Origin of the sequence: Bacillus sp. AM1(2019), assembly GCF_009906915.1 — a bacterium.
GTDB classification, from domain to species: Bacteria; Bacillota; Bacilli; order Bacillales; family Bacillaceae; genus Bacillus; species Bacillus velezensis.
On the sequence record NZ_CP047644.1, the window covers coordinates 3,084,427 to 3,107,690 of the forward strand.

A 23,264-nucleotide genomic window follows, 5' to 3' on the forward strand; every position below is an offset into this window, starting at 1 on the left:
CTGTTGAAGAAAATTACGTTTATCGGAGCGGGAAGCACGATTTTCGCAAAAAATGTACTGGGGGACTGCTTACTGACTGAAGCATTAAACGGGTTTGAATTCGCGCTTTATGATATTGACGCTGTACGGCTGAAAGAATCCCAGCTCATGCTGGAAAACATGAGAGACCGCTACAATACGAGTATATCCATCATCTCCTACGATGACCGAAAACAGGCGCTTAAACACGCCGGCTATGTGATAAACGCCATTCAGGTCGGAGGCTATAAACCCGCGACGGTTATTGACTTTGACATCCCGAAGCGGTACGGTCTCCGCCAGACGATTGCCGATACCGTCGGAATAGGCGGCATTTTCCGTTCCCTTCGCACCATCCCCGTTTTATTTGACATCGCAAAAGACATGGAAGAGGTCTGCCCGGATGCGTGGCTGTTAAACTATACAAATCCGATGGCCTCTCTGACCGGAGCGATGTTCAGACATACAAATGTCAAAACGGTCGGCCTGTGCCACAGCGTCCAGGTATGTACCAAAGATCTGTTTGACTCACTCGGCATGGATCATGAAGGTACGGAAGAACGCATTGCCGGCATCAACCACATGGCTTGGCTTTTGGAGATTAAAAAAGATGGAATTGATTTATATCCGGAAATTAAAAGACGGGCACGCGAAAAACAAAAGACGAAACATAAGGACATGGTGCGGTTTGAGCTGATGGATAAATTCGGCTGCTACGTAACGGAATCATCTGAGCATAATGCCGAATATCACCCGTATTTTATAAAAAGCCGGTATCCGGAGCTGATAGATGAACTCCAAATTCCGCTTGATGAATATCCGAGGAGATGCGCGGAACAAATCAACAATTGGGAAACGATGAGAGACGGCATCATCAACAACCAAAACCTGACGCATGAACGCTCAAAAGAATACGGTTCGAGAATTATAGAAGCGATGGAGACGGGCCGTCCGTTCACATTCGGCGGCAATGTGCTGAATACCGGGCTGATACCGAATCTGCCCGCGAAAGCGGTCGTTGAAGTGCCTTGCACAGCCGTCAAAAACCACATTATGCCGTGCTATTCGGGCGAACTTCCGGAGCAGCTCGCGGCGCTCAACAGAACAAACATTAACACACAGCTTTTAACCATCGAAGCGGCCGTTACTTTAAAAAAGGAAGCCGTATATCAGGCGGCCATGCTTGACCCGCATACGAGCGCCGAGCTTTCCATGAATGACATCATATCTTTGTGCGATGACTTATTTGAAGCGCACAAAGACCGGCTCCCGGCTTATCACTGATCATTGGCGATCCGGCCCCGGAAAGGCTGGATCGCTTTATATGTTCAGCACCAGTTTGACCGTCTGTAAGGTGTGTCCCCTAAAGTCTTCTTCAAATTCACATACCCATTGAAACCCTTTCGCTTGATAAAAGGACAAGGCGATGCGGTTCTCTTTTTCTGCATGGACATAAAGCTTTTTTACCCCGCCGGACTGCCTGATGCATTCTTTAAGGAGTGCCGTTCCTATCCCGCTTCCCTGGCAATCCGGGTCAATATAGATGGCGGTCAGCTCCGCATTTCCGTCTTTTTGAACCGGGGTGACATTTGCAAAACCGAGCACTCGCCTCTCTTCTTCTGCCACAAAGAACAGAGAATGCAAGAGCCGGCGTTCCATCATCTCATCCTGATAGGCGGATTCGAGAAACTGATCCTGAATGTGTCTGGGAATAATCCCTTCATACGTATGATGCCAGCTGCGTTCTGCGACTTGCCGGACCTGTTTGATATCGTTTGTTTTCATAGCGCGGATCATCGGTTTCACCTGATTCGCCTCCCGTTTTTTTATAAAAAAAGAAGAAAAAGACGCACGTCCCTTTTCTTCTTCCACTTCAAAGCGTTATTTCTTCGGCTTTGTTTCGCCTTCCCACTCCAGCATGCCGCCTTCAACATTAACCGTACGGAAGCCCTGCTCATGTAAATACATACAAACGTTCATGCTTCTTTTTCCGGAACGGCAGATAAATACATATTCCTTGTCCTTGTCTAACGCATCCATCTTCTCAGGGATGTCTCCCATGCGGATGTGAACGGCCTGCGGAATCATTCCTTCGGCAACTTCTTCGTCTTCTCTGACATCAATCAGATACAGCTCTTCTCCCGCTTTTAATTTTTCTTCCAGTGCGGCTGTGCTGATTTCATTTATTTTCAATGTGTGACACTCCCATTCATCTTTATGGTGTTAAGTATACCAAAGCCTGCGGTGCAATTTCTATGATAGAGGCCTGATAAAAAAGCCCCTCTCTGTAGGAGAGGGGCTTCGTCCGGTCAGTTTGCCACGATATTGACAAGCTTGCCCGGTACGGCAATGATTTTTCGGATCGTTTTTCCTTCAAGCTGCTCTTTTACTTTTTCGTCAGCTTGTGCGAGCTGTTCTAATGCTGCTTTATCAGCATCAGCCGGAACCATTAATTTCGCTTTTACTTTTCCGTTCAGCTGGACGACGATTTCCACTTCATCATCCACCAGTTTTGATTCGTCATAAGCAGGCCAAGCCTCGTATGCAATCGAACCTTCGTGGCCGAGTTTTTCCCACAGTTCTTCCGCCAAATGCGGCGCAATAGGAGAAAGCAGCTTCACAAAACCTTCGATATATTCTCTCGGCAGTTCATTCGCTTTGTAAGCTTCATTAATGAAGACCATCAGCTGAGAAATGCCCGTGTTAAAACGAAGGGCTTCGAAGTTTTCTGTCACTTTCATGACCGTTTCATGATAGACGCGCTCAAGAGTTTCGCCCGCGCCTTCTGTCACTTTGCCCGTCAGCTCGCCGTTTTCCTCGATAAACAAACGCCATACACGGTCAAGGAAGCGGCGAGCTCCGTCAAGACCTGATTCAGACCAGGCGATAGATGCATCAAGCGGCCCCATAAACATTTCGTACAGGCGGAGCGTATCTGCTCCGTGAGACGCCACAATTTCATCCGGATTGACGACGTTTCCGCGGGATTTACTCATTTTTTCATTGTTTTCCCCGAGAATCATTCCTTGGTTATACAGCTTTTGGAACGGTTCTTTCGTCGGCACGACACCGATATCGTAGAGGAATTTATGCCAGAAACGCGCGTACAGAAGGTGAAGCACGGCATGCTCCGCTCCTCCGATGTAAATATCAACGGGCAGCCATTTATCCAGTTTCTCAGGTGAAGCGAGCTGATCCGGATTTTTCGGGTCGATAAAGCGGAGGAAATACCAGCAGCTTCCCGCCCATTGCGGCATCGTGTTCGTTTCTCTTCTGCCTTTTTTGCCCGTTTCAGGATCAGTGACTTCCACCCACTCTTTAATGTTGGCAAGCGGTGATTCACCTGTTCCGCTCGGTTTGATCTCATCGGTTTTCGGCAGAATCAGCGGCAGCTCTTCCGCAGGAACGGCTGTTGACGTGCCGTCTTCCCAATGAATAACCGGAATCGGCTCGCCCCAATAGCGCTGGCGGCTGAACAGCCAATCACGCAGGCGGTATGTCACTTTTTTCTCACCGTTTTTCGTTTCTTCAAGCCAGGCGATCATTTTTTCAATCGCTTCCGCTTTATTCAGTCCGTTCAGAAAGCCGGAATTGACATGCTCTCCGTCTCCCGTGTACGCTTCTTCTTCCGTGTTTCCGCCTTTTACGACTTCTTTGACAGGCAGGCTGAACACTTTGGCGAATTCAAAATCACGTTCATCATGCGCCGGCACGGCCATTACAGCGCCCGTTCCGTAAGAGGCGAGGACATAATCCGCTATCCAGATCGGCAGCTTTTCTCCGTTTGCAGGGTTTACGGCATATGCGCCCGTGAAGACGCCTGTTTTTGTTTTCGCAAGATCCGTCCGTTCCAGGTCACTTTTCGCCTGTACTTCTTTAACATAAGCGTCTACCGCTTCTTTTTGTTCAGGCGTCGTGATGGCCTCCACAAGCTCATGCTCAGGAGCCAGTACGGCATAAGCCGCGCCGAACAGCGTGTCCGGTCTTGTCGTAAACACCGTAAACGTGTCATCAGTGCCGTCGATCGCGAAATGCACGTTTGCGCCTTCTGAGCGTCCGATCCAGTTGCGCTGCATGTCTTTAATGCTTTCCGGCCAGTCAAGTTCTTCTAAATCTTCAAGAAGCCTGTCCGCATAAGCGGTGATTTTCAGCATCCATTGTCTCATCGGGCGGCGTTCAACCGGATGGCCGCCCCGCTCGCTTTTGCCGTCAATGACTTCTTCGTTCGCAAGCACCGTTCCGAGCGCCGGGCACCAGTTGACCGGCACTTCGTCTACGTAAGCGAGCCCTTTTTCGTACAGCTTAGTGAAGATCCATTGCGTCCACTTGTAATAGTCTGGATCAGTCGTATTGATTTCACGATCCCAGTCATAAGAAAATCCGAGCGATTGAATCTGACGGCGGAAATTATCTATATTTTGTTTTGTGAACTCAGCCGGATCATTCCCCGTGTCAAGCGCGTATTGCTCGGCAGGAAGCCCGAACGCGTCCCATCCCATCGGATGAAGCACATTGTATCCTTGCATGCGTCTCATGCGCGAAAGGATATCGGTTGCCGTATAGCCTTCCGGATGTCCGACATGAAGGCCGGCTCCTGAAGGATACGGGAACATGTCAAGCGCGTAAAACTTCGGCTTGTCATTCTCTTCACTGACGGCGAACGTTTTATGATCCAACCAGTAATTCTGCCATTTCTTTTCTATTTTTTCGTGCTGAAAACTCAACGTAAAAACCTCCTTCTGATTGAATACGGCGTATGTAGTCCAAGTATTGACGGGATGAGGAAGATTATATTCAGATTATTCTAAAACTAAAAAAAACTCCCTCATCCCAAAAAGGGACGAGAGATTTTTGTTTCCCGCGGTACCACCCTCGTTAGCGCGCTTTTAAGCCGCACTCACTTGATACTTTTAACGCAGTTATGCGTCAGCGGTTTTGCCGCTGCAACTCTGAGGCGAGTTCGGAAACAGACTTGATTGACTTGCACCGGCCGTCAACTCTCTGATTGCAAAATCTGCTTCTTACTGCTCCTCTTCACTGTTCTTATCGCTACCGTAATCTTACCTGTATTTTATAGAATTCTGTTCATAAGTGCAAGCAGGTTTGTATACAATGGGAATGTACCCGGAACGGGTCGTGAGCGGGGATATTATTTTGATGGAGGATTTTTTTGCTGGTGTGGTTTTGCTTCGGCCGAATCACTGTTTTGTTCTCTGACAAAATCAAAGCTCCTGAGAACAGCTTCTCCGCCGTAGCCTGCGATTATGGATAAGATGACGAGTTGAATTCCTGAATCGGGGTCAGCGGATAAGACAAGTAAGATGGAAGCAGCCATTCCGATAAAACCATCTTCCAAAAAACCGAGATAGATAAACCGCTTTGTCATTCTGGGTTTCTCCAGCCTGCCTCTCTTTTTCACATGACCGAGAACCCCCATGATTCCTCCAATTACACAAGCAATTATTACCTGATGCAGCATCTTCATCACCTTCCTAAAGCCCTTATTTAGTAAAGCGACTTCAGGCCATCCAGCCCCCTTACGAATACGATGATTTTCGATATCTACATACCGGCGATTGAGCAGAAAAGTAAAAAGCTTGTTTCTTCCATTATATGTGAACACATGATCGGTAAGCTTGATGCATTAGATTCATTTTTCACCCAGTGACAATGACCTAGTCACTTACTTAGCGATGATGTGCCTTCCCCTTATATATTCAGTGTATATGAGGACAAGCCCGAATGACAAATTGCAAACTTCGGCTGCTTGAATCAGAACATATGTTATGCTACGGTTACTGTAGATTCATTTAAAAAGGGGAGAAACAATGGCTGAAAAAGCGCGCAGCTTTACGGCCAAAAGGGGGTTTTACATGGCTGACTCAAATGTATTCGGAAAACTGGAGCAGCTGGAGCTTATCAAAAAGGCGCTTGATCACGCACGTATCGGCGTGGTGATTACAGACCCCTCTCTTGAGGACAATCCCATCATATATACAAATCAGGGATTTATGGATATGACAGGCTACTCTTCCGAAGAGATATTAGGTAAGAACTGCAGATTTCTGCAAAGCAAAGAAACCGACCGTCAACAAGTCGCGAAAATAAGAAAGAGCTTAAACCAGAAAGAAAAGATCACGGTGCGGCTGAAAAATGTCAAAAAAGACGGCACCCCATTTTGGAATGAACTCAACATTGATCCTCTGTATGTTGAAGACAAGCTCTATTTTGTCGGTTTTCAAAAAGACATCACAGAGCAGAAAGAATACGAAAAGCTCCTTGAGGATTCCCTCGCAGAAATCACGACGCTGTCAACGCCGATTGTTCCGATCCGAAACGGCATCTCCGCTTTGCCGTTAGTGGGAAACTTAACGGAAGAACGATTTGATTCAATCGTGACAACTTTGACGGACATATTAACCGCATCTAAAGATGATTACTTAATTATAGACTTATCAGGTCTGGCCGAGGTAAACGAACAGACCGCAGACCGGATTTTCAAATTGCACCACCTGCTTAAATTAATCGGCACGGAATTGATTATCACCGGGATCAAGCCTTCCCTCGCCATGAGAATGAATCAGCTTGATGCCAGCTTTTCTTCATTAAAGACATATTTAAACGTTAAGGACGCGGTCAACGTGCTTCCGGTCGTATAAACAAAAAAATCCCGCCGAAACGGGACTGACCCCATAAGATGAGACAAACAAAAAACACCTTCAAGTTTGAAAACGGATGATTGTTAGCCGAAATTAGACTTGGAGGTGTTTTTTCTATGGGGACAAGAGTGAGTTATCCGGTTGAAGTGAAACAGAAGGCTGTAGAAATGAGATTGGCAGGCGTGCCTATGAAAGAGATCATGCAGGAATTGAATATTAAGAATAAGACACAGGTTCAGACATGGGTTAGATGGCATAAGACTGGGGATACACATCGATTCGAACAGCCTGTCGGAAAGCAATACACTTACGGAAAAGGCCCGGAGTATTCTTCCGAATTAGAGAAACTGCAGGCAGAAAATCGTTATCTGAGACAACAGAATGAAGTTTTAAAAAAGTGCAACGAATTGGAAAGGAAGCTGATAGCGAAACGCCAGTCGAGCTTGTAGAAGCATTGCGCGGCACAATGACCATACAGGATATCTGTATTCATTTAGGTATCTCACGAGCATCTTATTATCGTTGGAAGAAGAATCTGATGAAAGATAACCCTAAATACCATTTAGAAAAACAAATCGGCACGTTGTGCCGAGAACACAAGTTTCGATATGGCTATCGGAAAATCACAGCCATATTAAAAAAGGGAATGCGTGTGAATCATAAAACGGTTCAGCGCATTATGCAGAAGAATCAGTGGCAATGCCGGGTTAAGGTGAAAAAGCGCAAGAAAGATGGGCAGCCATATGCCGTGGCCGAGAATATATTGGATCGAAACTTTCAGTCTGAACGCCCTCTGGAAAAGCTAGTAACGGATATCACATATTTGCCTTATGGGCAGAAACAATTGTATCTTTCCAGTATATTGGATTTATACAATGGAGAAGTGATTGCTTTTACAATTGGCGATAGACAGGACACAGACTTTGTCTTACACACACTTGATCAGCTGCCCGCACTGCCAGAGAACTGCGTGTTACATAGTGACCAAGGTTCTGTTTATACATCTTATGAGTATCAGAAAGCTGTTAAAACAAAAGGCATTACCATGAGCATGTCCCGCAAAGGGACGCCCGCTGATAATGCCTCCATCGAATCGTTTCATTCCTCACTAAAGTCTGAAACGTTCTATCTTAACAGCATTGATCGAACTACGACGACCATCGTAGAACGCACTGCCATAGAATACATTCATTATTATAACAATATTCGTATTCAAACGAAACTAAACAGCCAATCGCCGATACAATATCGGCAATTGGCTGTATGAAGGTGTTTTGATCCCTGTCTCAAAAACAGGGGTCAGTCCCAAACAGCGGGATTTTTTTATGTCGTCATCGCACTTGGACGTTTTGTTTACTAACGGTTTTCAGGCGTTTGTCGTACAGTACCGTCGCTGCGATGCTGACAACAAGAAGCACCATCAGGATCAACAGCAGCACGCTCATTCCGTACTGATCGACCAGCACGCCGCCAAGGAGCGGCCCGATCATTCTGCCGCCCGTCGCCGCACTGTTGACGAATCCTTGGTAAAACCCTTCTTTCCCCTTAGGCGCAAGCTGATTGGCAATGGTAGGAACGGCAGGCCAGACAAGCATTTCTCCGACGGTTAAAATCACCATTGCGGTGAGGTACATCGGAAATTGCTTGGCGCTGAGAAGCACGCCGAACGAGACGATAAAAATACAAAAGCCGATGACCATCTGCGTTTTTAACGCACCGGACCATTTTTTCAGAACAGCTCCTATGAGAGGCTGTCCGGCGACAATTAATATTCCGTTTACGGTCCAGAGCACACTGTATAATGAAAGCGGCATACCGATGCTTTGAGTATGTGACGCAACGGTTGTGGACCACTGCGAATAGGCAATCCACCCGAGAACATACCCGCCGCTCAATATGAGAAGCGCCGTAAATTTCGTTCTGCTGCTGACAGGCTCGTAGTCCAGGACAGAAACCTGGCTCGCATTTCCGGTTTTGATATTTCGAAACCCGAAAAATACGATAAGGAAAAACAGCACATACAGCATAGCATTGGCTAAAAACACGTACGTAAACGAGTACGCCGCAACCATCCCGCCGAGTGCCGAGCCGACGGCGACACCTGCGTTCTGAGCTACATAAATCGCATTAAAAGCTCTCCGCCCGCCTTCTTTCCATACCGCTCCCGCCATGGCGTAACTGGCCGGAAACACGATACCGGAACCGAAGCCGACAATGATGAGCAGCCAAATATAAACAGGCCATTGGTGAAACAGAACGAGTCCGAGAAGACTTGCCAATGTGATCATAATGCCGAGCATAATGGATTTGAATCCGCCGATTTTATCAAACAAAAATCCGCCGCATAAATTCCCCGCCACACTGGCACCGGAATTCAGCATCAGAACAATCCCCGCAACAGTCAGCGATTTCCCTAAATGATTATGAATATAGATCGTATTCAGCGGCCACAAAAAAGATGCGCCCGTCACATTGATAAACATTCCGATGATTAATATCTTCAAAGCGCGCGGCATACCGATCCCCCTCTCTCTATAAAAAATCCCATGAAAAAACGGAAACCGCAAGCCGCGGCTCCGTATCGAACACGTTATCATAGCACATTCATTCTATCGCCGCGGACGTCTTTTTTCAACACCAGAATCTGAAAAAAATAATGCCGGAATGTTGAAAAAATTACAAATGATTGTATTCATAAAAACAGGCCGGCCTCATGCTCTTTTCCTCAGCAGCCAAAACGGGATATACAGAATGAAAAAGCTCAATATCACCGCCGCTTCCATTGATAGAAGATACCACGGCCAAGGTCCGAAAACGTTCAGAAGCGAAGCGGTCTTCGGTTTTTTCATTAAATATAGGTAATTTGCATTCAGCACACGGTCAATAAAAAAGACACACGCCCCGTACAGATTTACGATCAGCACCGATACCCACAGCCCGCGCGCCGACGGCCTGTACCTTTCTGAAGCGGCCATGAATAGACAGGTAAGAAAAACACAGCCGTGGGAGACGAAAAACACGATGTACCGAAAATGCGGGAAAGAATACGCCCCTAAATCAGGTGTTGCCATCGCCTGTACGGCGCTGCCCAAACCGGCAAAATAGAGGAAGGCGAACAGTTTTTCGCTTTTTGTCATGACCATCAGCATCGCCAAATAGACGGAAAGGTCGCTCAGCTGCAGCGGCAGAGCTGTTTTCAGCGACCAGGCATGATGACATAGCAGCCATATATGATAGCTGATCTGCGACACGGCAAGGAGAATGAATAGTACATAGCGGAAAACGCGATTCGGCCGGCTGTGGTTGAGCTTTTTCCGGAACATGATCACGCCCGTCCCCAGCAATCCGATGATCAACAGCGTGAAAATGTGTTCCTTGGAAAAAAGATGAAAGGCCCCTGTTTCAGATTTCAATTGAAAGTACTTCTGCATAAGGCTCCCCCGCGCGAAAAAATGACGTATGTCTATTCTTTTAAAAATCGCTTTCTTCTATTCATACAAAAAAAGCCTCCGCTTATGCGGAGGCTCCTCAACTTGTTTTACAAGGCGGATTGAATGACCTTTTTATAGTATAGCACCGACAGCATGCCGAAGATGGAGTACAGCAGCGTATACAGCGCCATGACGATGATCATCGGCGTCCACACTTCCGTTCCGAATAAAAACCATCCTGACTGAACGGCAAAATAGCTGTGGAACAGCCCGAGAACGAGCGGAATCCCGAAATGATACGCCTGCTTCCGGCGGATGCCTTTCAGCAGATCCCCCGTTGTGAAGCCGAGCTTCCGCAATATTGTGTAATCAGCCTTCTCATCCTCACACTCGCCCATTTGTTTAAAATAAAGGATACAGCCTGAGGTGATCAGAAAGGTTAATCCCAAAAAGCCGACAATAAACATGATCAGCCCCATATTTTTCTTTTGGGTGTCAGCCGTTTCAAATTGTGAAAGCGCGCCGTCAGAATAGTGCTGCGCCTGAAACAGACCATCAGCTTTTTGGATGTCCTCTTCACGTTTGAGTGTAATGCCGAAAAACCGATTTGATTTTCCCTGGATGGACGGGTCGATATCTTTCTCGATCCGATCAAATACCTGCTGCGTGACGATAACGGTCGGCAGCCCTCCGCTTGTAAATGTATATGACAGGAGGAAGTCGTTCTTCAAGCCCTTATACGCCAGCGGTATTTTATCCGTTTTGCCGTTTATATCAATGGAACCTGACGTTTTCAGGTCGAGAAATCTTTTCATCATATCATTATATCCGGTAAACACGGCTTCTCCGTCAGAAAGCTCCGTCCCTTCTGCGTCTTTCTCGCTTATAATCGGCAGCGCCAAGCTGGACGGGTCTTGTTGAAAGCTTTTCATATCGCCGTTTATGATGTTCTTCATATTGACACCGGCTTGAATGGTCTTGATTGTTTTCACTTTGTGTTCAATTCCGTTTTTCTTCAATAAAGCGGTAAATGAGTCAGTCTCCTTTTGGTTATCAAAGGCAAAGTCCGCGGCTGTATTTTGCTCAGCCGATTTTTCCGCGGAATAGTACGAGATATAGCTTAGAGACAGCAAACCGATTGCCAGCGCCGAAAGAGTCGTAATAATCGTCAGCAGGACGGCGTTTGACTTCATCCGGAACATGATGGATGACAAAGACAGCACTTCACTGACATTCAGATATCCGCCTTTTGATTTCCGGATGAGATTTGCCAGAAAGCTGACCGAACCTTTATAAAACAGATAGGTTCCGATAATGACCGAGCCGAGAATAAACACCATTGCCGAAAACAGTTCATTCATGCTCGTAAAACTGCCTCCAAATAAATCCGCGGACACGGCATAGCCGGCGATAATGGCCCCGATACCGACAACGCCGATCGCCATCTGCACCCAAGAGAGCCGCCTTATGCCGCTTTCTGACGATGACGCGGTTTTAAATAAAGACAAAATGCTTTGCCGTTTAATAAATAAGTAATTCATCATCATAATCAGCAGGTAAATTGCCCCGAACACAATTAACGTCTGAACGAGCGCCTTGCTTGAAAAAAACAGTGAGACAGAGGCTTTCACACCGACTGTATGAAACAGCATCATCATACATAATTTCGAGAGAGAAAAGCCGGCAAAAATACCGATCCAAATCGATCCGAAATACAAAATGAAATTTTCTGTGCTGAGTATGCGGAAAATGTGCATTTTCGTCATGCCGATTAATCGGAATAAGCCGATTTCCCGGCCGCGCCGTTTAATAAAAATGGTGTTGGCGTATAAAAGAAATACCGACACGATCGCCACAAGCAGTACAGAGGCGGCCCGGATTGCCGCCGCTCCTTTTATGGAGCTTTTCATTTCATCAAGCGCCGGATCGTATTGCATCGTGACAAACGCGAAATAAAGGGCGGCGCTGAACACCAGCGCAAAAACGTAAAGGTAATAGTTTTTCATATTCTTTTTCAGGTTCTGGAAGATCAAATGATGAATACTCATGCCTGAACTCCGCCCAATACACTTTGCGTTTTCATAATATCCTGAAAAAAGTCCGGTCTGTCCTGGCCGCCTTTATTCAGCTGTGTATACACACGGCCGTCTTTAATGAAAACCACACGTCCGGAATAGCTGGCGGCAACCGGATCATGCGTCACCATCACAATGGTGGCGCGGCGTTTTTGATTCAGACGGCTGAGTTTATTCAGTAAATCCATGGCAGCCTTTGAATCGAGCGCTCCGGTCGGCTCATCAGCAAAAATAATGCCCGGCTCGTGAATAACAGCTCTTGCGGCAGACGTCCGCTGTTTTTGCCCGCCGGAAATTTCACTCGGATACTTATGTCGCAAATCATAGATCCCAAGCTCCTCTGCCGTCTCGGCAAATCGCAGGTCCGCCTCTTTCTTAGACATTTTCGTAATGGATAACGGCAGGAGTATGTTTTCTTTCACGGTCAGGGTGTCCAATAAATTATAATCCTGAAAAATAAAGCCAAGATGCCGTTTTCTGAATTCGGCAAGCTGTTTTTCTTTCATGGATGTAATCTCCGTCTCATTCAGTTTAATGGTGCCCGCGCTCACTTTATCAATGGAGGAAAGCACATTCAAAAGGGTCGTTTTCCCTGATCCCGACGGGCCCATAATGCTGACGAATTCCCCTTTGTGAATCTGAAGATCAATTCCTTTCAGCACCTCTTGTCTATTCAGCTTGTTTCCGTAGCTTTTTTGTATATTGCCTGCTTCTAAAATCATCACGTTATGATTCTCCTTTTACATTGGTTATCTTTATTTTAAAAACAGAAACCGTTTTTTTCGTTTGATTAAGCGAACAAAAGAGAAAAGCATGTGACACTTTTGTCACACGCTGAACATGCTGACGGCATCGTTCTGTTTCGGAAACACCAAGGTAAAAACCGAGCCGCTTTCCGGCTCAGAGCGCACGCTGATCCGGATAAGAAGCGGAGCCGCGGCTTTTTGAGCCAAATACAGGCCCATCCCCGTTGACGCGTGATCACGCCTCATTCGCGTCGAGGTAAATCCCTTTTCAAAAATGCGCGGAAGATCTTTGGGCTCGATGCCGATGCCGCGGTCTTCGATATCCACATGCACCCGGCCGTTTTGTTCATAGCTCTTTAAGGTAATGTCATCCGCCTCACTGTATTTGACGGCATTGCTTAACAGCTGCCTGATGATGAAGGAAAGCCATTTTCCGTCACTGTGAACGTCTGGTGAATCAAGCTGAATGTCAAACCCGATCCCTTTTTGTATACACCATGATTGCAGATTTTTAATTTCTTTGAAAACGAGCGGTCTGAGCTGAATTCGCTGGAATGATAAATCATTTTCAATAAAGGACAATCGTTTCTGATGAAGCTGCTGGTCCAGGAGATGGTGAATCCGCAGCCATTCATACAGCAAAGGGGCTTTCAGCTGCTGTTCATCAAGGCGCTCGATCATGAGATGCATCGCTGTCAGCGGTGTTTTGACCTCGTGAATCCATGACATCAGATCGTCCTTTTCATGCTCCGACGCCGCCTGAAGATGAAGTGAGCTTTTTCTTAACTGCTCCGTCTGCCCTTCAATGCTTTCTTCAACGATAGACTCAAACGGACTGTCAGGCGCTTTAAGATAAGACATGTCTAAATTGGCGTCCCACTCTCTTAAGCTTTTATAATAGGCGGTCTCTTTACGATAGCGGAACAAGAGAAATACAAGAAACACAAGAAGCGACAGGTAAACGAAATACAGCACCGAAAAAAACGGAATAGACGGATCAATATATGCCGCAAAAAGGAGCACAGCCTGCTGCAAAAGAAACATCGCGATCCAGCTTTTTCTTTCGAGCAGAAATGATTTAATCATAAAGACCGTCTTCTTCCTTTGCGATGTATCCCTGCCCCACCTTGGTTTCAATCATTTTCCCGATGCCTAATTGATCGAGTTTTTTCCGCAGCCGGTTGACATTCACCGTCAGCGTATTATCACTGACGAAACGCTCATCATTCCATAGGCTTCTGATGAGTTCTTCCCGGCTGACGATTTTATTTTTCTGCTCAGCCAGCAGTTTTAAGATCAGCATTTCGTTTTTGGTCAGCTCGACCGAACCGTTTTTACGGCTGACCGTGTTGGTTTCTGTGTCAATGACCGCCCCGCACCATCTTTTCATCAGCGCCGGTTCTGTGCCGTATTGATGCACACGGCGGAACACCGCCTGTATTTTCGCGATTAACACATCAAAGTGAAAAGGCTTCTGAATAAAATCATCTGCCCCGAGCTGCATCGACATGACCATATCCGCGGGATGATCGCGCGAGGACAAAAAGAGAATCGGCACGTTTGATTGGGAGCGTATCATTCTGCACCAATGAAAGCCGTCAAATTTCGGCAGCTGTACATCAATGATCACCAAATCAGGCTTAATTTCGGAAAACTCCCGGATGACCCGGCTGAAATCTTTTATTCCGTGCACCGCAAATGACCAGCCCGTTAATCTCTCTTTCATCTCGTGAAACAAAGTGTTATCATCTTCTATTAACAAAATGTGAAACATGGTATCCGCCCTTTTCTGATAGATAGAGGAAAAACCGGCTGATGTCCAGCCGGCTTTTTTCCTTTACAGTTCTCTTCTTAATGCAGTCAGAACATTGGTTTTTGTCGCTTTGCGGGCCGGATTCATACCGGAAATCACCGCGACCCCCGCACAAATGACAACTGCGATCACAACGAGGCTGAGCGGGATATAGGAGAAGGTATAATGAAGATCTTCAGCTCCGGTGTTTCCCCCTACCGCTTTCAAGATAACCGGCACAGCCAGATTGACGGCAAAACTCACTCCGTAAGAAATGATAATCCCGATGACAGAACCTAATATCCCGATATAGGCGCTTTCCATCAGGAACATTCTGCGGATGATGGACGGGCTTGCGCCGATCGCTTTCATAATCCCGATTTCCTGCGTTCTTTCCGTAACCGCCATTGTCATCGTATTGAAAATACCGATGGCAGAAATCACGACGGCGATAAAGCCGACAAAGATCAGGCCGATTTTAAAGACGAGGAAAAAGGTATTGACGCCCTTCAGCTCGGTTGTGACAGACCTGACATAGAAGCCGTCATCCGTGAGGTCATGGGTAAGCTGATCGACATGATCGAATTTGTCCGCATACACATTGATGTTTTTTTCCACATTTCCATTCTTCAGATCCAAGAATGTTGAGAAGTCCTTCTTGAATTGATCACTCACAAAAATATTTGTATCTTCTATCCAATCTTGGGACGGTTTTTTTGTAATTCCGACTACTTTGAAGTCGTACGTTTTCGTTTTCTCAACGTCTCCGTCTTTGTTTGTTTTGGAGATGCTCAGCTGTATCGTTTTATTAAGCAGGTCTTTCGTATAGCCTTTTGGTTTTTTCACCTCCGACATGTCGCCTTGGTGATCCTTTAACTCTTTGTCGTAAGCGTCAGCCTCTTTTTTCGTCAATAGGTTCTTCGCAAAATCATAGCCGACCACGATTTCATTCTCTGTACGGGCGACCCTTCCCTGATCAAGCTCCATATTGGCTTTGACTTCATCGTTCATGTTTGTCAGCACAATGGCAGAATCTTCATTTGTTCGGTTTCCTAACGACGCTTTATTCGGTTCATACACTTGTGTTCTTTCAACGACAGACTTGACATTCTTATACTTTTCCAAGTCTGATTTCTTCACGGCTTTTCCGTTCTCTTGGCCGAGCACATTGATTTCCGTAACAATCTGCTGGCTCATCGTAATGTCTGTAATCGTTTTTTGGATGCCGAATCCGACGGACGCCAGCACGACCAAAAACGCGCACGCCATTGTCGTTGCCAGCACCGTCATGAAAACACGCAGCCGGTTTTTCTTCATATTTCTTCTGATAAAGTGAATCTGATCCTTAAATCTCAACAGTAACGCCCCCTTTTAATACACCGTCATGCAGCTGGAATTTTGAATGCGCGATCGAAGCGACTTCATCGTCATGCGTAATGATGACAAATGTAATCCCGCGCTCCCGGTTCAGCTGCTGAATTAACGCAAGCACCTCAAGCTCCGTTTCTGAATCGAGACTTCCCGTCGGCTCATCAGCTAAAATAATCGACGGATTTAAAATCAGGGCTCTTGCGATACTGACACGCTGCTGCTGGCCGCCTGACAGCTCATTCGGATAATGATTCGCATGATTCTCAAGTCCGACCCGTTTCAGCATGTCCGCGACTTTCTGCTTGCGTTCAGACGGTTTGACGCCTTTTAAGGCAAGCGGCATTTCAACATTTTCATAGGTTGTCAGACTCGGAATGAGCTGAAAACTTTGAAAAATAAAACCGAAATGCCCGAGGCGGAACCGCGCCCACTCTTTTTCACTGAAGCCCGTCACATCAGTGCCATTAATGACGATACGGCCCTTCGTCGGCGCTATGTATCCGGAAATTAAATTCAGAAGCGTTGATTTTCCGGAACCGCTCCGCCCGACGATACAGGCGATTTCCCCTTTTTCAACGGTCAAAGAAACATCCTTCAATACCGGAACCTCACTCTCTCTGCCTTTCCTGCCGATTTTAAATGAATGATCAATATGCTGTACTTCTATCATGTACACCACTCCCCCTTATATCTGTTTCGTTTTTTTATAGATGAAGTAATAACTGATGAAAAACCCGATCACCGCGCCGATAAGCATGCCGAATATGTAACCGGTATACGAACCGTTATAAGCATATCCGCATACCCCCGCACTTCCCAGCATACTGAGCACCATGACGAGCACTTGAATGGTGCGTTCAATGTGTTTGCTTAGGATAAAATGTCCGCTTCGTTCACTCGGCATTTTCAGGAAATTCGCATAGCCGAATAGATAGAAACAAAATCCCATAATTGCGGAAATTAACAATGCGTGTTTCATGTAATACATCCATGAGGTATGGATGTAAGCGGCAGGCATGAAATAGATCAGAAATCCGCTCCAAGGGAAATCAATATCCGGCACAGCCTGCCTGCCAAAAAGGAACTCAGCGTTTAACAAGTAAATCGTCATAACCACGATCGGAAAGACGGAAACCGTGAACGCCGTGATCAGCTGCGCCGCTAAATTGCCCGTTATCGTGCCGGCAGCTGTCACTAATGCATAAATCATCAAGCTGATGACCAGCATCCCTGAGCTGAATGATTGAAAATGATGGACAGCGTCAGGTTTAAGCGCTAGAAACAATAGGTCAGATACTCCGTAAGAAACAAACTGCGAGCCGGCTAACACGGCTGCTCCCAAGAAAAACTTCGTATGAAATATCCGGCTTCTCGAATACGGAAGACTCAGTGTAAACATCCTTTCAGCCCTGCCTCCTCTTATCAGAAAAAGCCCCATCATAACCGGAGGAATGAAATGCAGCCCAATCAAATTCCGATTGCTGTAATCAATGCTGAACGCACAAACTGAACCTGAATATTGATGAAGTGTTTTTAAACAATCCTTATAGTGAAAATACTCATTTATAATTGCCAAAGGGCCTAAAATAGCTAAGAACCCCGATGTAAGAAGCAGCAGCGTCTGCCGCTGCTTCCATTCTTTATAAAGCAAACCGCTAATCGGCACCTTGCCTTCCTCCAAACTGCTCATTTTCAAACAGATCTACATATGCTTTGACTTCCTGTAAACCGTAAAATAACTGATGAAAAACCCGATAATCGCGCCGAAGATAATGCCGGCTAAATAGCCGAACATCGTGTCTGTGACCCCATATCCGAAAACGCCGAAACCCATAACGGCAAAGGCAATCACCAAGATCTGCACCGGCCGGTCCAATTTTCTCCAAAGAAAGAATCTGCCGTTCCGTTCATTCGGATGTTTCAGAAAGCTGACGTAACCGATCAGATAAAAGACAAGGCTCATCACAATCGGAATGATTAAAATCAAATCCCTTTCTCTGATCCAGTCGTTAAACACATATCCAATAGGGGTTACAAATATAAAAAGACGGGATTCGATATAACTGCTGATAAAAGAAAATTGATCTCCGACACTAAAATCGAATACGACCTCCAAATTCGCGGCCGGCAGACCGATGAGTAAAAAGGGCAGAACTGTGACGGTAAACGCCGTTAACAGCTGGGCGAATATCTGTCCCGTTAATGCGCCGGATGCCATTAACAAGGCGTAAGCCATAAAACTGATGACAATCATTCCGATTGAAAAATGATCAAAATCGTACGTATGGCTCGGTTTCAGCAAAGATATCAGCAATGACGCCGTTCCATAGCCTATCGCCTGAGGAACAACAATGACTGCCCCGCCGAGCCAGAATTTCGTCTGAAAGATTTGGCCTCTGCTGTAAGGCATGCTTAACAAGGCATCCATCGTTCCCTTTGTCCGTTCCAAGCCTAATAAGAAGACGGCAATGATGACACTCACAATCCAGCTGAAGGAAAGAGGCGACCCATTCGTATAATTGACAACGAATTCACAATCTTGAAGAGCTGGGTTATTCAAACATTCTTGATATGTTGAGTAGTTGTTATAAACCATAAAAGGGTTTGCCGCCATTAAAAGAATGCCGCTGCATAAAAACAACCACTGATTTTTTTTCCATTCTGTGTACAACAATCCCCGCGGTATCATTCCGGTCCTCCTCTCTTACACATGCTTCGTTTTTTTATAAATCACAAAATAACTGACCAAAAATCCGATCGCTCCTCCGACCAGCATCCCGGCCACATACCCTGTCATCGTATGTCCCGTCGAGTACCCCGCCAGGCCAAAACCGAGAACGGCGATTATGATCACCACAATCTGAATGGGCCGGTCAAGCTGTCTCCAGAGAAAAAAACGGCCGTTCCGTTCCACCGGCTGCCTGACATAGCAAAAGTACCCGATGGCATAAAATACAATGCTCATCACTGCCGGAATGATTAATATATACTTGCTGGCAGATACCCAATCGGTATCACCGTACGTTATTGGATTCAGATATTGAAAAAAATTGTATACTTTGATATAAGCATCGACTGACGGCATCAGCTCATACATGCCGGCTCCGAAGATGACTTCTACATTGGACAATGGCAACGTAATGATCAAGTATGGTGATATCGACACAGTAAACGCCGTTAACAGCTGGGCGAATGTATTGCCCGTTAAGCAGCCTGCGCTCGCAACCAATGTAAAAGCCAAAACACTCACAATAATCTCTCCGACGCTGTAATGGTGAAAGAAATATACGCGCTCAGGCTTTAACAGAAGAATGAGCAGCTCAGCCAGCCCGTAGCCGATCACCTGAGCGCCGGTAATGAGCGCCGCCCCGAGCCAAAATTTAGTGTGAAACACCTGAGCGCGGGAATAAGGCAGACTGAACAGCGCATCAATCGTTCCTTTCGTACGCTCCAGTCCGAATAAGCAAACCGCCAAAATGACAGCGGGCGCCCAGTTTAAGTTCAGCATTCCGCTCTCCAGAGAATTCACATAAAAGTTACAATATGCTTCCGGGGTGTCCAGACAGCCTTGATAGACCAGATAGGTATTTAACACTTCAAATGGATTGACCGCCGCTAAAAAAATACCGACCATCACAAGAACAGTTCGATTCTGCACCCATTCCCTGTACAGCAATCCCCTGTCTACCATCTCCGGTTCCCTCCGAACTTCGCGATGAAGACTTCTTCTAAGTTCACAGGAAGTTCGTTCCATACTTTCGGCTGCAGCTCTTGCAGAAAGTTCTTTTTCTTTTCATCGTTCTTTTGAATCAGCACCGTATAAAACACACCGGCATGGTCGAGAATCGGTATGTTTTGTTCTCTGATCTTCAAGGCGACGTCCTCTTCAAATGCCATTTGAATTTTCATGTACTCTTCCTTCATATCATCCAAGTCCATCACATTCGTCAGCTGATTTCCTTCCAAAAACCCGATCCGGTTGCACATTCGCTCAATATCTTCTAAACGGTGTGAGGTAATCAGAATGCTCGTTTCCCGTTCAGCCACTTCATCCACCATAAGCTGAAGCACGTCATGACGCGTTACGGCGTCAATTCCGTCCGTCGGTTCATCCAAAAGGATAAGAGCCGGACGTGAAGCAAAGGCAAGGACGAGCGCAAGCTGTTTTTTCAGGCCTGTCGATAATTCACGGTATTTCTTCGTTTCCGGAATGCCGTACCTGTTCATCAGCTCATTGGCGTAAGTCACATCAAAATTCGGATAGATTCTGCTTACAATCGCAACAAGCTGTTTATATGTATACTTGTCATAAAAAGGATTTTCAACAGGCATATAAATGATGTTCTGTTTTACTTTCGGATGTCGCTTTATTTCCACCTGATTAAATAAAACCGTCCCTTGATCCGGCAGCAGAATCTGCTGAATGAGCCGGAGCAGTGTTGTTTTCCCTGATCCGTTTCGCCCGAGCAGTCCGAAAATTTCCCCTTTTCCGATGGTGAGCGAAATATCCTTGAGCACTTCTTTACCGTCTATTGTTTTTGAGAGATTCCGCAATTCAATCATGATCCTTGCCTCCTTTCAGATCAGCGCTGATTTCCTTTATCCATTCCTGCAGCTTCTCCAGCTCAACTCCCGCGTAATGGGCATCGATGATGAGCTGTTTCAATTGCTCTTTTATCATCGTCATCTTCCCTTCAACCAATGTCGTTTTTGCATTCTCCGATATATACGTCCCTCTTCCCCTCAGCGTTTCAATGACACCATCGCGTTCGAGCTCCTTGTACGCTTTGCTGACTGTGTTCGGATTGGCGATAATGATCGTTGCCAATTCCCTGACAGAAGGAAGTTTATCCCCCGGCTTCATGATCCCTTTTAAACAAAGCTCTTTCAGTTGCTGTATGATCTGCTCATAAATCGGAGTTGAGCTTCTCGGATCGATTTGAATCATTTACTTCCCTTCTTTCTTTTACGAGCTGCTCTCTTTCTTTAAATGTTCTGCCATTGAAAACCGATGACGACAAGAACGACAAACAGACTGCTGGCCAAAACCGAGGCGGCGATAATAAGAGGCACATCTTGTTTTACGGATCTTTTGTTTTTCATGAAAGTTCCCCTTCCCTATGCTTAACATTTATATGTGATTTCATTTTTTGAGTGTTTTATGTGTATTACATCAAGTAGTACACGTAATACAATAAACACACTCCGCCCTATTGTCAATTCTTTTTTTAAAAAAATACAAAAAAACCCGCCGGGATTCCGGCAGGTTTGCTGAACCATTTGAAACGGCGCGGTCAGTAATCAAAATTACGCTGCAAAATCATATTGTTTTGCAAAGTCTGCAGCTGCAATCTCATTCGATAAAGCTGCTCTCTTTGCTGATCATTCGCAGATAATGACAGCTTGTTTAATTCATTCACCGCGTTTTCAAGCATCATTTGCGCTTCACTGTACTCATTATCATTATAATGCTCTTGTTTCGAAGCGGTCATAAATTGCTCATTCGCAAATTCATACGCCTGTTCGCTTCTTTGGAGATGTTCATCTACTGATTGTCTTGTTGCCATTAAACAGTCCTCCTATTGATAATGTCATATCAATAGTATTTCTTATTCCAAATAAATTCTCACAAGAAATATCAGGTAATTCATACACAAGACAGAGATGGTATAAAATACGATTAAATGTAAAACTTAATCAAGACAGAATTAACTCTTTATAAAAATCCTTCATTTTAGAACGATAACTTAATTCTTCTTTTATTAAAAACATTAAAATTTTCCCACATCACTCACAAGATCTTCGGTTCGCTTTAAATTGTTTACCATCAAATTATCTTTTTTGTGTAAAACACCCAGGATTCATCTTATTTTTTAGGGTATCCAATTCATTAGCCGATCTGTTTTTATTAGCTTTAATTATCATCCCGAAACTAACACCAACTATAAAACCAAAACCTTTTTTACTCATCCCCATCTAAGCCTGGAACAGCTTTAAATTTTTTCAACAAACCGTTCAAAAGAGAATCGAATTTAGAAGAATTAAGATAATAGTATGTTTTATTTTGATTTCTCGTACTCTCAACTAAACCTTGCAATGTCAAAATTCTCATATGGTGTGAAATCGTTGCGTTGGTTAAATTTAGCTGTTCAGCAATCTCATTAGCATACATTTTTTTATGACTAAGTAAGATTAATATCTTGAACTTACTTTTATCCGATAAAAGCTTCAAAAAATCAATGATGTGATTAATCTCTGCTTTCTCCAATGTATTTTCAAAAATTTCATCAACTTTATACCCCAGTCCAACATAAATGTTATCTTCACTTTTCGTAATAGTTGCAGTGTAAGGTAAAAGCGTTGGATATATATTAATATAATCACAAGATAAGTATTCCTTACCTTTTAACGTACTGATTATCTTTTTTGGAAAATCCATATTTATTTTTTTTAATTGATTCATCCACTCATCTCTAAATTTAATTAAATTATACATCGCCTCGTTAAGATAACCATTCACCAACATTAATTTATTGCAAAATTGATCTACATAAGTTTTAGGAGATTTCATTACCTTAAATATGATCCACTTGTATTCGGGCTTTATATTTAAATTATTAAGTAGCTCAAATAAACTTTCCCTATCATTTAAATACTGTTCGGTAGATGTTTCCATTTTAAGATCTCCTTGTAAATAAATTAGAGACTCTAAAATATTTTTTCTTATCTCTTCTTCTGTAACTGCAGACAAATAATCAATAATTTCAAAAAAATCTTTCGTATAAATTTGTGGAATTTTAAAAAAGGTTGTGGCTAAACAAAAAATATTTGCATTCCTAACATCTTTGTAGTCGCAAAAGCTGCCAAAATAAAAATTTAAAAACTCACTATCTAACTCTTTTATTCTTTTAAGATCATCTAGTAATACAAAATATTCATTATCTAATTTTAACCCCAATTTGGTTGTATAATCTTTGAAGAATTCCTCGTGTTTCAAGAATAGAATAGAGGATATCTTGTCAAAGATTTCTGAAACACTGTCATTAATTATTAACCGCACTTTTTCACACCCCATAAAGTCTTTTTCCACAAGGAAAAAATTGTACTATCTTCATGCCAGACATTTTACATTTTTAATATTATCAATCAAAAGGGAACTTTCAAAGAATATT

22 protein-coding genes and 1 other annotated feature are annotated in these 23,264 nt (G+C 44.7%); of the genes, 3 read left to right on the forward strand and 19 right to left on the reverse strand.

What is annotated here, in order from left to right; all coding sequences use genetic code 11:
* Window positions 1–3 precede the first annotated feature (3 nt).
* Window positions 4–1,302, forward strand: a complete 1,299-nt coding sequence (gene melA / locus GNE05_RS15160) for an alpha-galactosidase MelA (RefSeq protein WP_160182935.1) — start codon at window positions 4–6, stop codon at window positions 1,300–1,302.
* Between the two features lie 36 nt (window positions 1,303–1,338).
* Here the strand turns inward: melA and GNE05_RS15165 are convergent, their stop codons facing one another.
* The 4 genes from GNE05_RS15165 to GNE05_RS15180 all read right to left on the reverse strand — a co-directional run bounded on the left by GNE05_RS15165 (window position 1,339) and on the right by GNE05_RS15180 (window position 5,503).
* A complete protein-coding gene (locus GNE05_RS15165; RefSeq protein ID WP_125778519.1) occupies window positions 1,339–1,815 on the reverse strand; it encodes a GNAT family N-acetyltransferase in 477 nt (158 codons plus the stop codon).
* Between the two features lie 84 nt (window positions 1,816–1,899).
* The gene (locus GNE05_RS15170) at window positions 1,900–2,211 is read right to left on the reverse strand and encodes a rhodanese-like domain-containing protein (protein WP_007613212.1); all 312 of its coding nucleotides are present in this window, start codon (window positions 2,209–2,211) and stop codon (window positions 1,900–1,902) included.
* A 116-nt stretch (window positions 2,212–2,327) separates the two neighbouring features.
* On the reverse strand, window positions 2,328–4,742 hold the full coding sequence (gene leuS / locus GNE05_RS15175; RefSeq protein WP_022553637.1) for a leucine--tRNA ligase: 2,415 nt from the start codon (window positions 4,740–4,742) through the stop codon (window positions 2,328–2,330).
* A gap of 109 nt (window positions 4,743–4,851) precedes the next feature.
* Window positions 4,852–5,065, reverse strand: a binding site (T-box leader).
* A gap of 102 nt (window positions 5,066–5,167) precedes the next feature.
* Window positions 5,168–5,503, reverse strand: a complete 336-nt coding sequence (locus tag GNE05_RS15180; protein ID WP_015418038.1) for a DUF4257 domain-containing protein — start codon at window positions 5,501–5,503, stop codon at window positions 5,168–5,170.
* A 388-nt stretch (window positions 5,504–5,891) separates the two neighbouring features.
* On the opposite strand from GNE05_RS15180, the gene GNE05_RS15185 reads away from it, so the two are divergent.
* Together GNE05_RS15185 and GNE05_RS15190 are read left to right on the forward strand one after the other, a co-directional pair.
* The gene (locus GNE05_RS15185) at window positions 5,892–6,677 is read left to right on the forward strand and encodes a YtvA family blue-light photoreceptor (RefSeq protein ID WP_022553638.1); all 786 of its coding nucleotides are present in this window, start codon (window positions 5,892–5,894) and stop codon (window positions 6,675–6,677) included.
* Between the two features lie 116 nt (window positions 6,678–6,793).
* A protein-coding gene (locus tag GNE05_RS15190) for an IS3 family transposase (protein ID WP_099721935.1) occupies window positions 6,794–7,944 on the forward strand; the annotation gives its coding sequence in 2 pieces (ribosomal slippage) (window positions 6,794–7,067 and window positions 7,067–7,944; 1,152 coding nt in all).
* Window positions 7,945–8,008: 64 nt separating this feature from the next.
* Here GNE05_RS15190 and GNE05_RS15195 read toward each other — a convergent pair.
* The 15 genes from GNE05_RS15195 to GNE05_RS15265 form a co-directional block, all read right to left on the reverse strand.
* Complete coding sequence (locus GNE05_RS15195) at window positions 8,009–9,193, reverse strand: MDR family MFS transporter (protein WP_014418681.1); 1,185 nt, start codon at window positions 9,191–9,193, stop codon at window positions 8,009–8,011.
* Window positions 9,194–9,388: 195 nt separating this feature from the next.
* Window positions 9,389–10,108: a YwaF family protein gene (locus GNE05_RS15200; RefSeq protein ID WP_053284955.1), complete on the reverse strand. Its 720-nt coding sequence runs from the start codon at window positions 10,106–10,108 to the stop codon at window positions 9,389–9,391.
* A gap of 107 nt (window positions 10,109–10,215) precedes the next feature.
* Window positions 10,216–12,156 (reverse strand): FtsX-like permease family protein, encoded by a 1,941-nt coding sequence (locus GNE05_RS15205; protein WP_029974132.1) that lies wholly within the window; start codon window positions 12,154–12,156, stop codon window positions 10,216–10,218.
* On the reverse strand, window positions 12,153–12,908 hold the full coding sequence (locus GNE05_RS15210; protein WP_029974130.1) for an ABC transporter ATP-binding protein: 756 nt from the start codon (window positions 12,906–12,908) through the stop codon (window positions 12,153–12,155). Before GNE05_RS15210 ends, GNE05_RS15205 begins: the two co-directional genes overlap by 4 nt.
* Window positions 12,909–13,010: 102 nt before the next feature.
* The gene (locus GNE05_RS15215) at window positions 13,011–14,015 is read right to left on the reverse strand and encodes a sensor histidine kinase (RefSeq protein ID WP_121984743.1); all 1,005 of its coding nucleotides are present in this window, start codon (window positions 14,013–14,015) and stop codon (window positions 13,011–13,013) included.
* Window positions 14,008–14,703: a response regulator transcription factor gene (locus tag GNE05_RS15220; protein ID WP_014418686.1), complete on the reverse strand. Its 696-nt coding sequence runs from the start codon at window positions 14,701–14,703 to the stop codon at window positions 14,008–14,010. The genes GNE05_RS15215 and GNE05_RS15220 overlap by 8 nt, the downstream gene beginning before the upstream one ends.
* A 63-nt stretch (window positions 14,704–14,766) precedes the next feature.
* On the reverse strand, window positions 14,767–16,077 hold the full coding sequence (locus GNE05_RS15225; protein ID WP_014418687.1) for an ABC transporter permease: 1,311 nt from the start codon (window positions 16,075–16,077) through the stop codon (window positions 14,767–14,769).
* A complete protein-coding gene (locus tag GNE05_RS15230; protein WP_160182936.1) occupies window positions 16,067–16,762 on the reverse strand; it encodes an ABC transporter ATP-binding protein in 696 nt (231 codons plus the stop codon). Before GNE05_RS15230 ends, GNE05_RS15225 begins: the two co-directional genes overlap by 11 nt.
* A 15-nt stretch (window positions 16,763–16,777) precedes the next feature.
* The gene (locus GNE05_RS15235; RefSeq protein WP_160182937.1) at window positions 16,778–17,758 is read right to left on the reverse strand and encodes an ABC transporter permease; all 981 of its coding nucleotides are present in this window, start codon (window positions 17,756–17,758) and stop codon (window positions 16,778–16,780) included.
* Between the two features lie 36 nt (window positions 17,759–17,794).
* A complete protein-coding gene (locus GNE05_RS15240; RefSeq protein WP_021494491.1) occupies window positions 17,795–18,781 on the reverse strand; it encodes an ABC transporter permease in 987 nt (328 codons plus the stop codon).
* Window positions 18,782–18,796: 15 nt separating this feature from the next.
* Window positions 18,797–19,783 (reverse strand): ABC transporter permease subunit, encoded by a 987-nt coding sequence (locus GNE05_RS15245; protein ID WP_072176865.1) that lies wholly within the window; start codon window positions 19,781–19,783, stop codon window positions 18,797–18,799.
* Window positions 19,777–20,655 carry an ABC transporter ATP-binding protein gene (locus GNE05_RS15250; RefSeq protein ID WP_003152276.1) on the reverse strand — a complete coding sequence of 293 codons (879 nt, stop codon included), beginning with the start codon at window positions 20,653–20,655 and terminating at the stop codon, window positions 19,777–19,779. The genes GNE05_RS15245 and GNE05_RS15250 overlap by 7 nt, the downstream gene beginning before the upstream one ends.
* Window positions 20,648–21,040, reverse strand: coding sequence for a GntR family transcriptional regulator YtrA (gene ytrA / locus GNE05_RS15255; RefSeq protein ID WP_014418691.1), 393 nt, complete (start codon window positions 21,038–21,040; stop codon window positions 20,648–20,650). Before ytrA ends, GNE05_RS15250 begins: the two co-directional genes overlap by 8 nt.
* A 346-nt stretch (window positions 21,041–21,386) precedes the next feature.
* The gene (locus GNE05_RS15260; protein ID WP_003152272.1) at window positions 21,387–21,659 is read right to left on the reverse strand and encodes a YtzC family protein; all 273 of its coding nucleotides are present in this window, start codon (window positions 21,657–21,659) and stop codon (window positions 21,387–21,389) included.
* Between the two features lie 395 nt (window positions 21,660–22,054).
* Window positions 22,055–23,167: an ArsR/SmtB family transcription factor gene (locus GNE05_RS15265; RefSeq protein ID WP_160182938.1), complete on the reverse strand. Its 1,113-nt coding sequence runs from the start codon at window positions 23,165–23,167 to the stop codon at window positions 22,055–22,057.
* Window positions 23,168–23,264 lie beyond the last annotated feature (97 nt).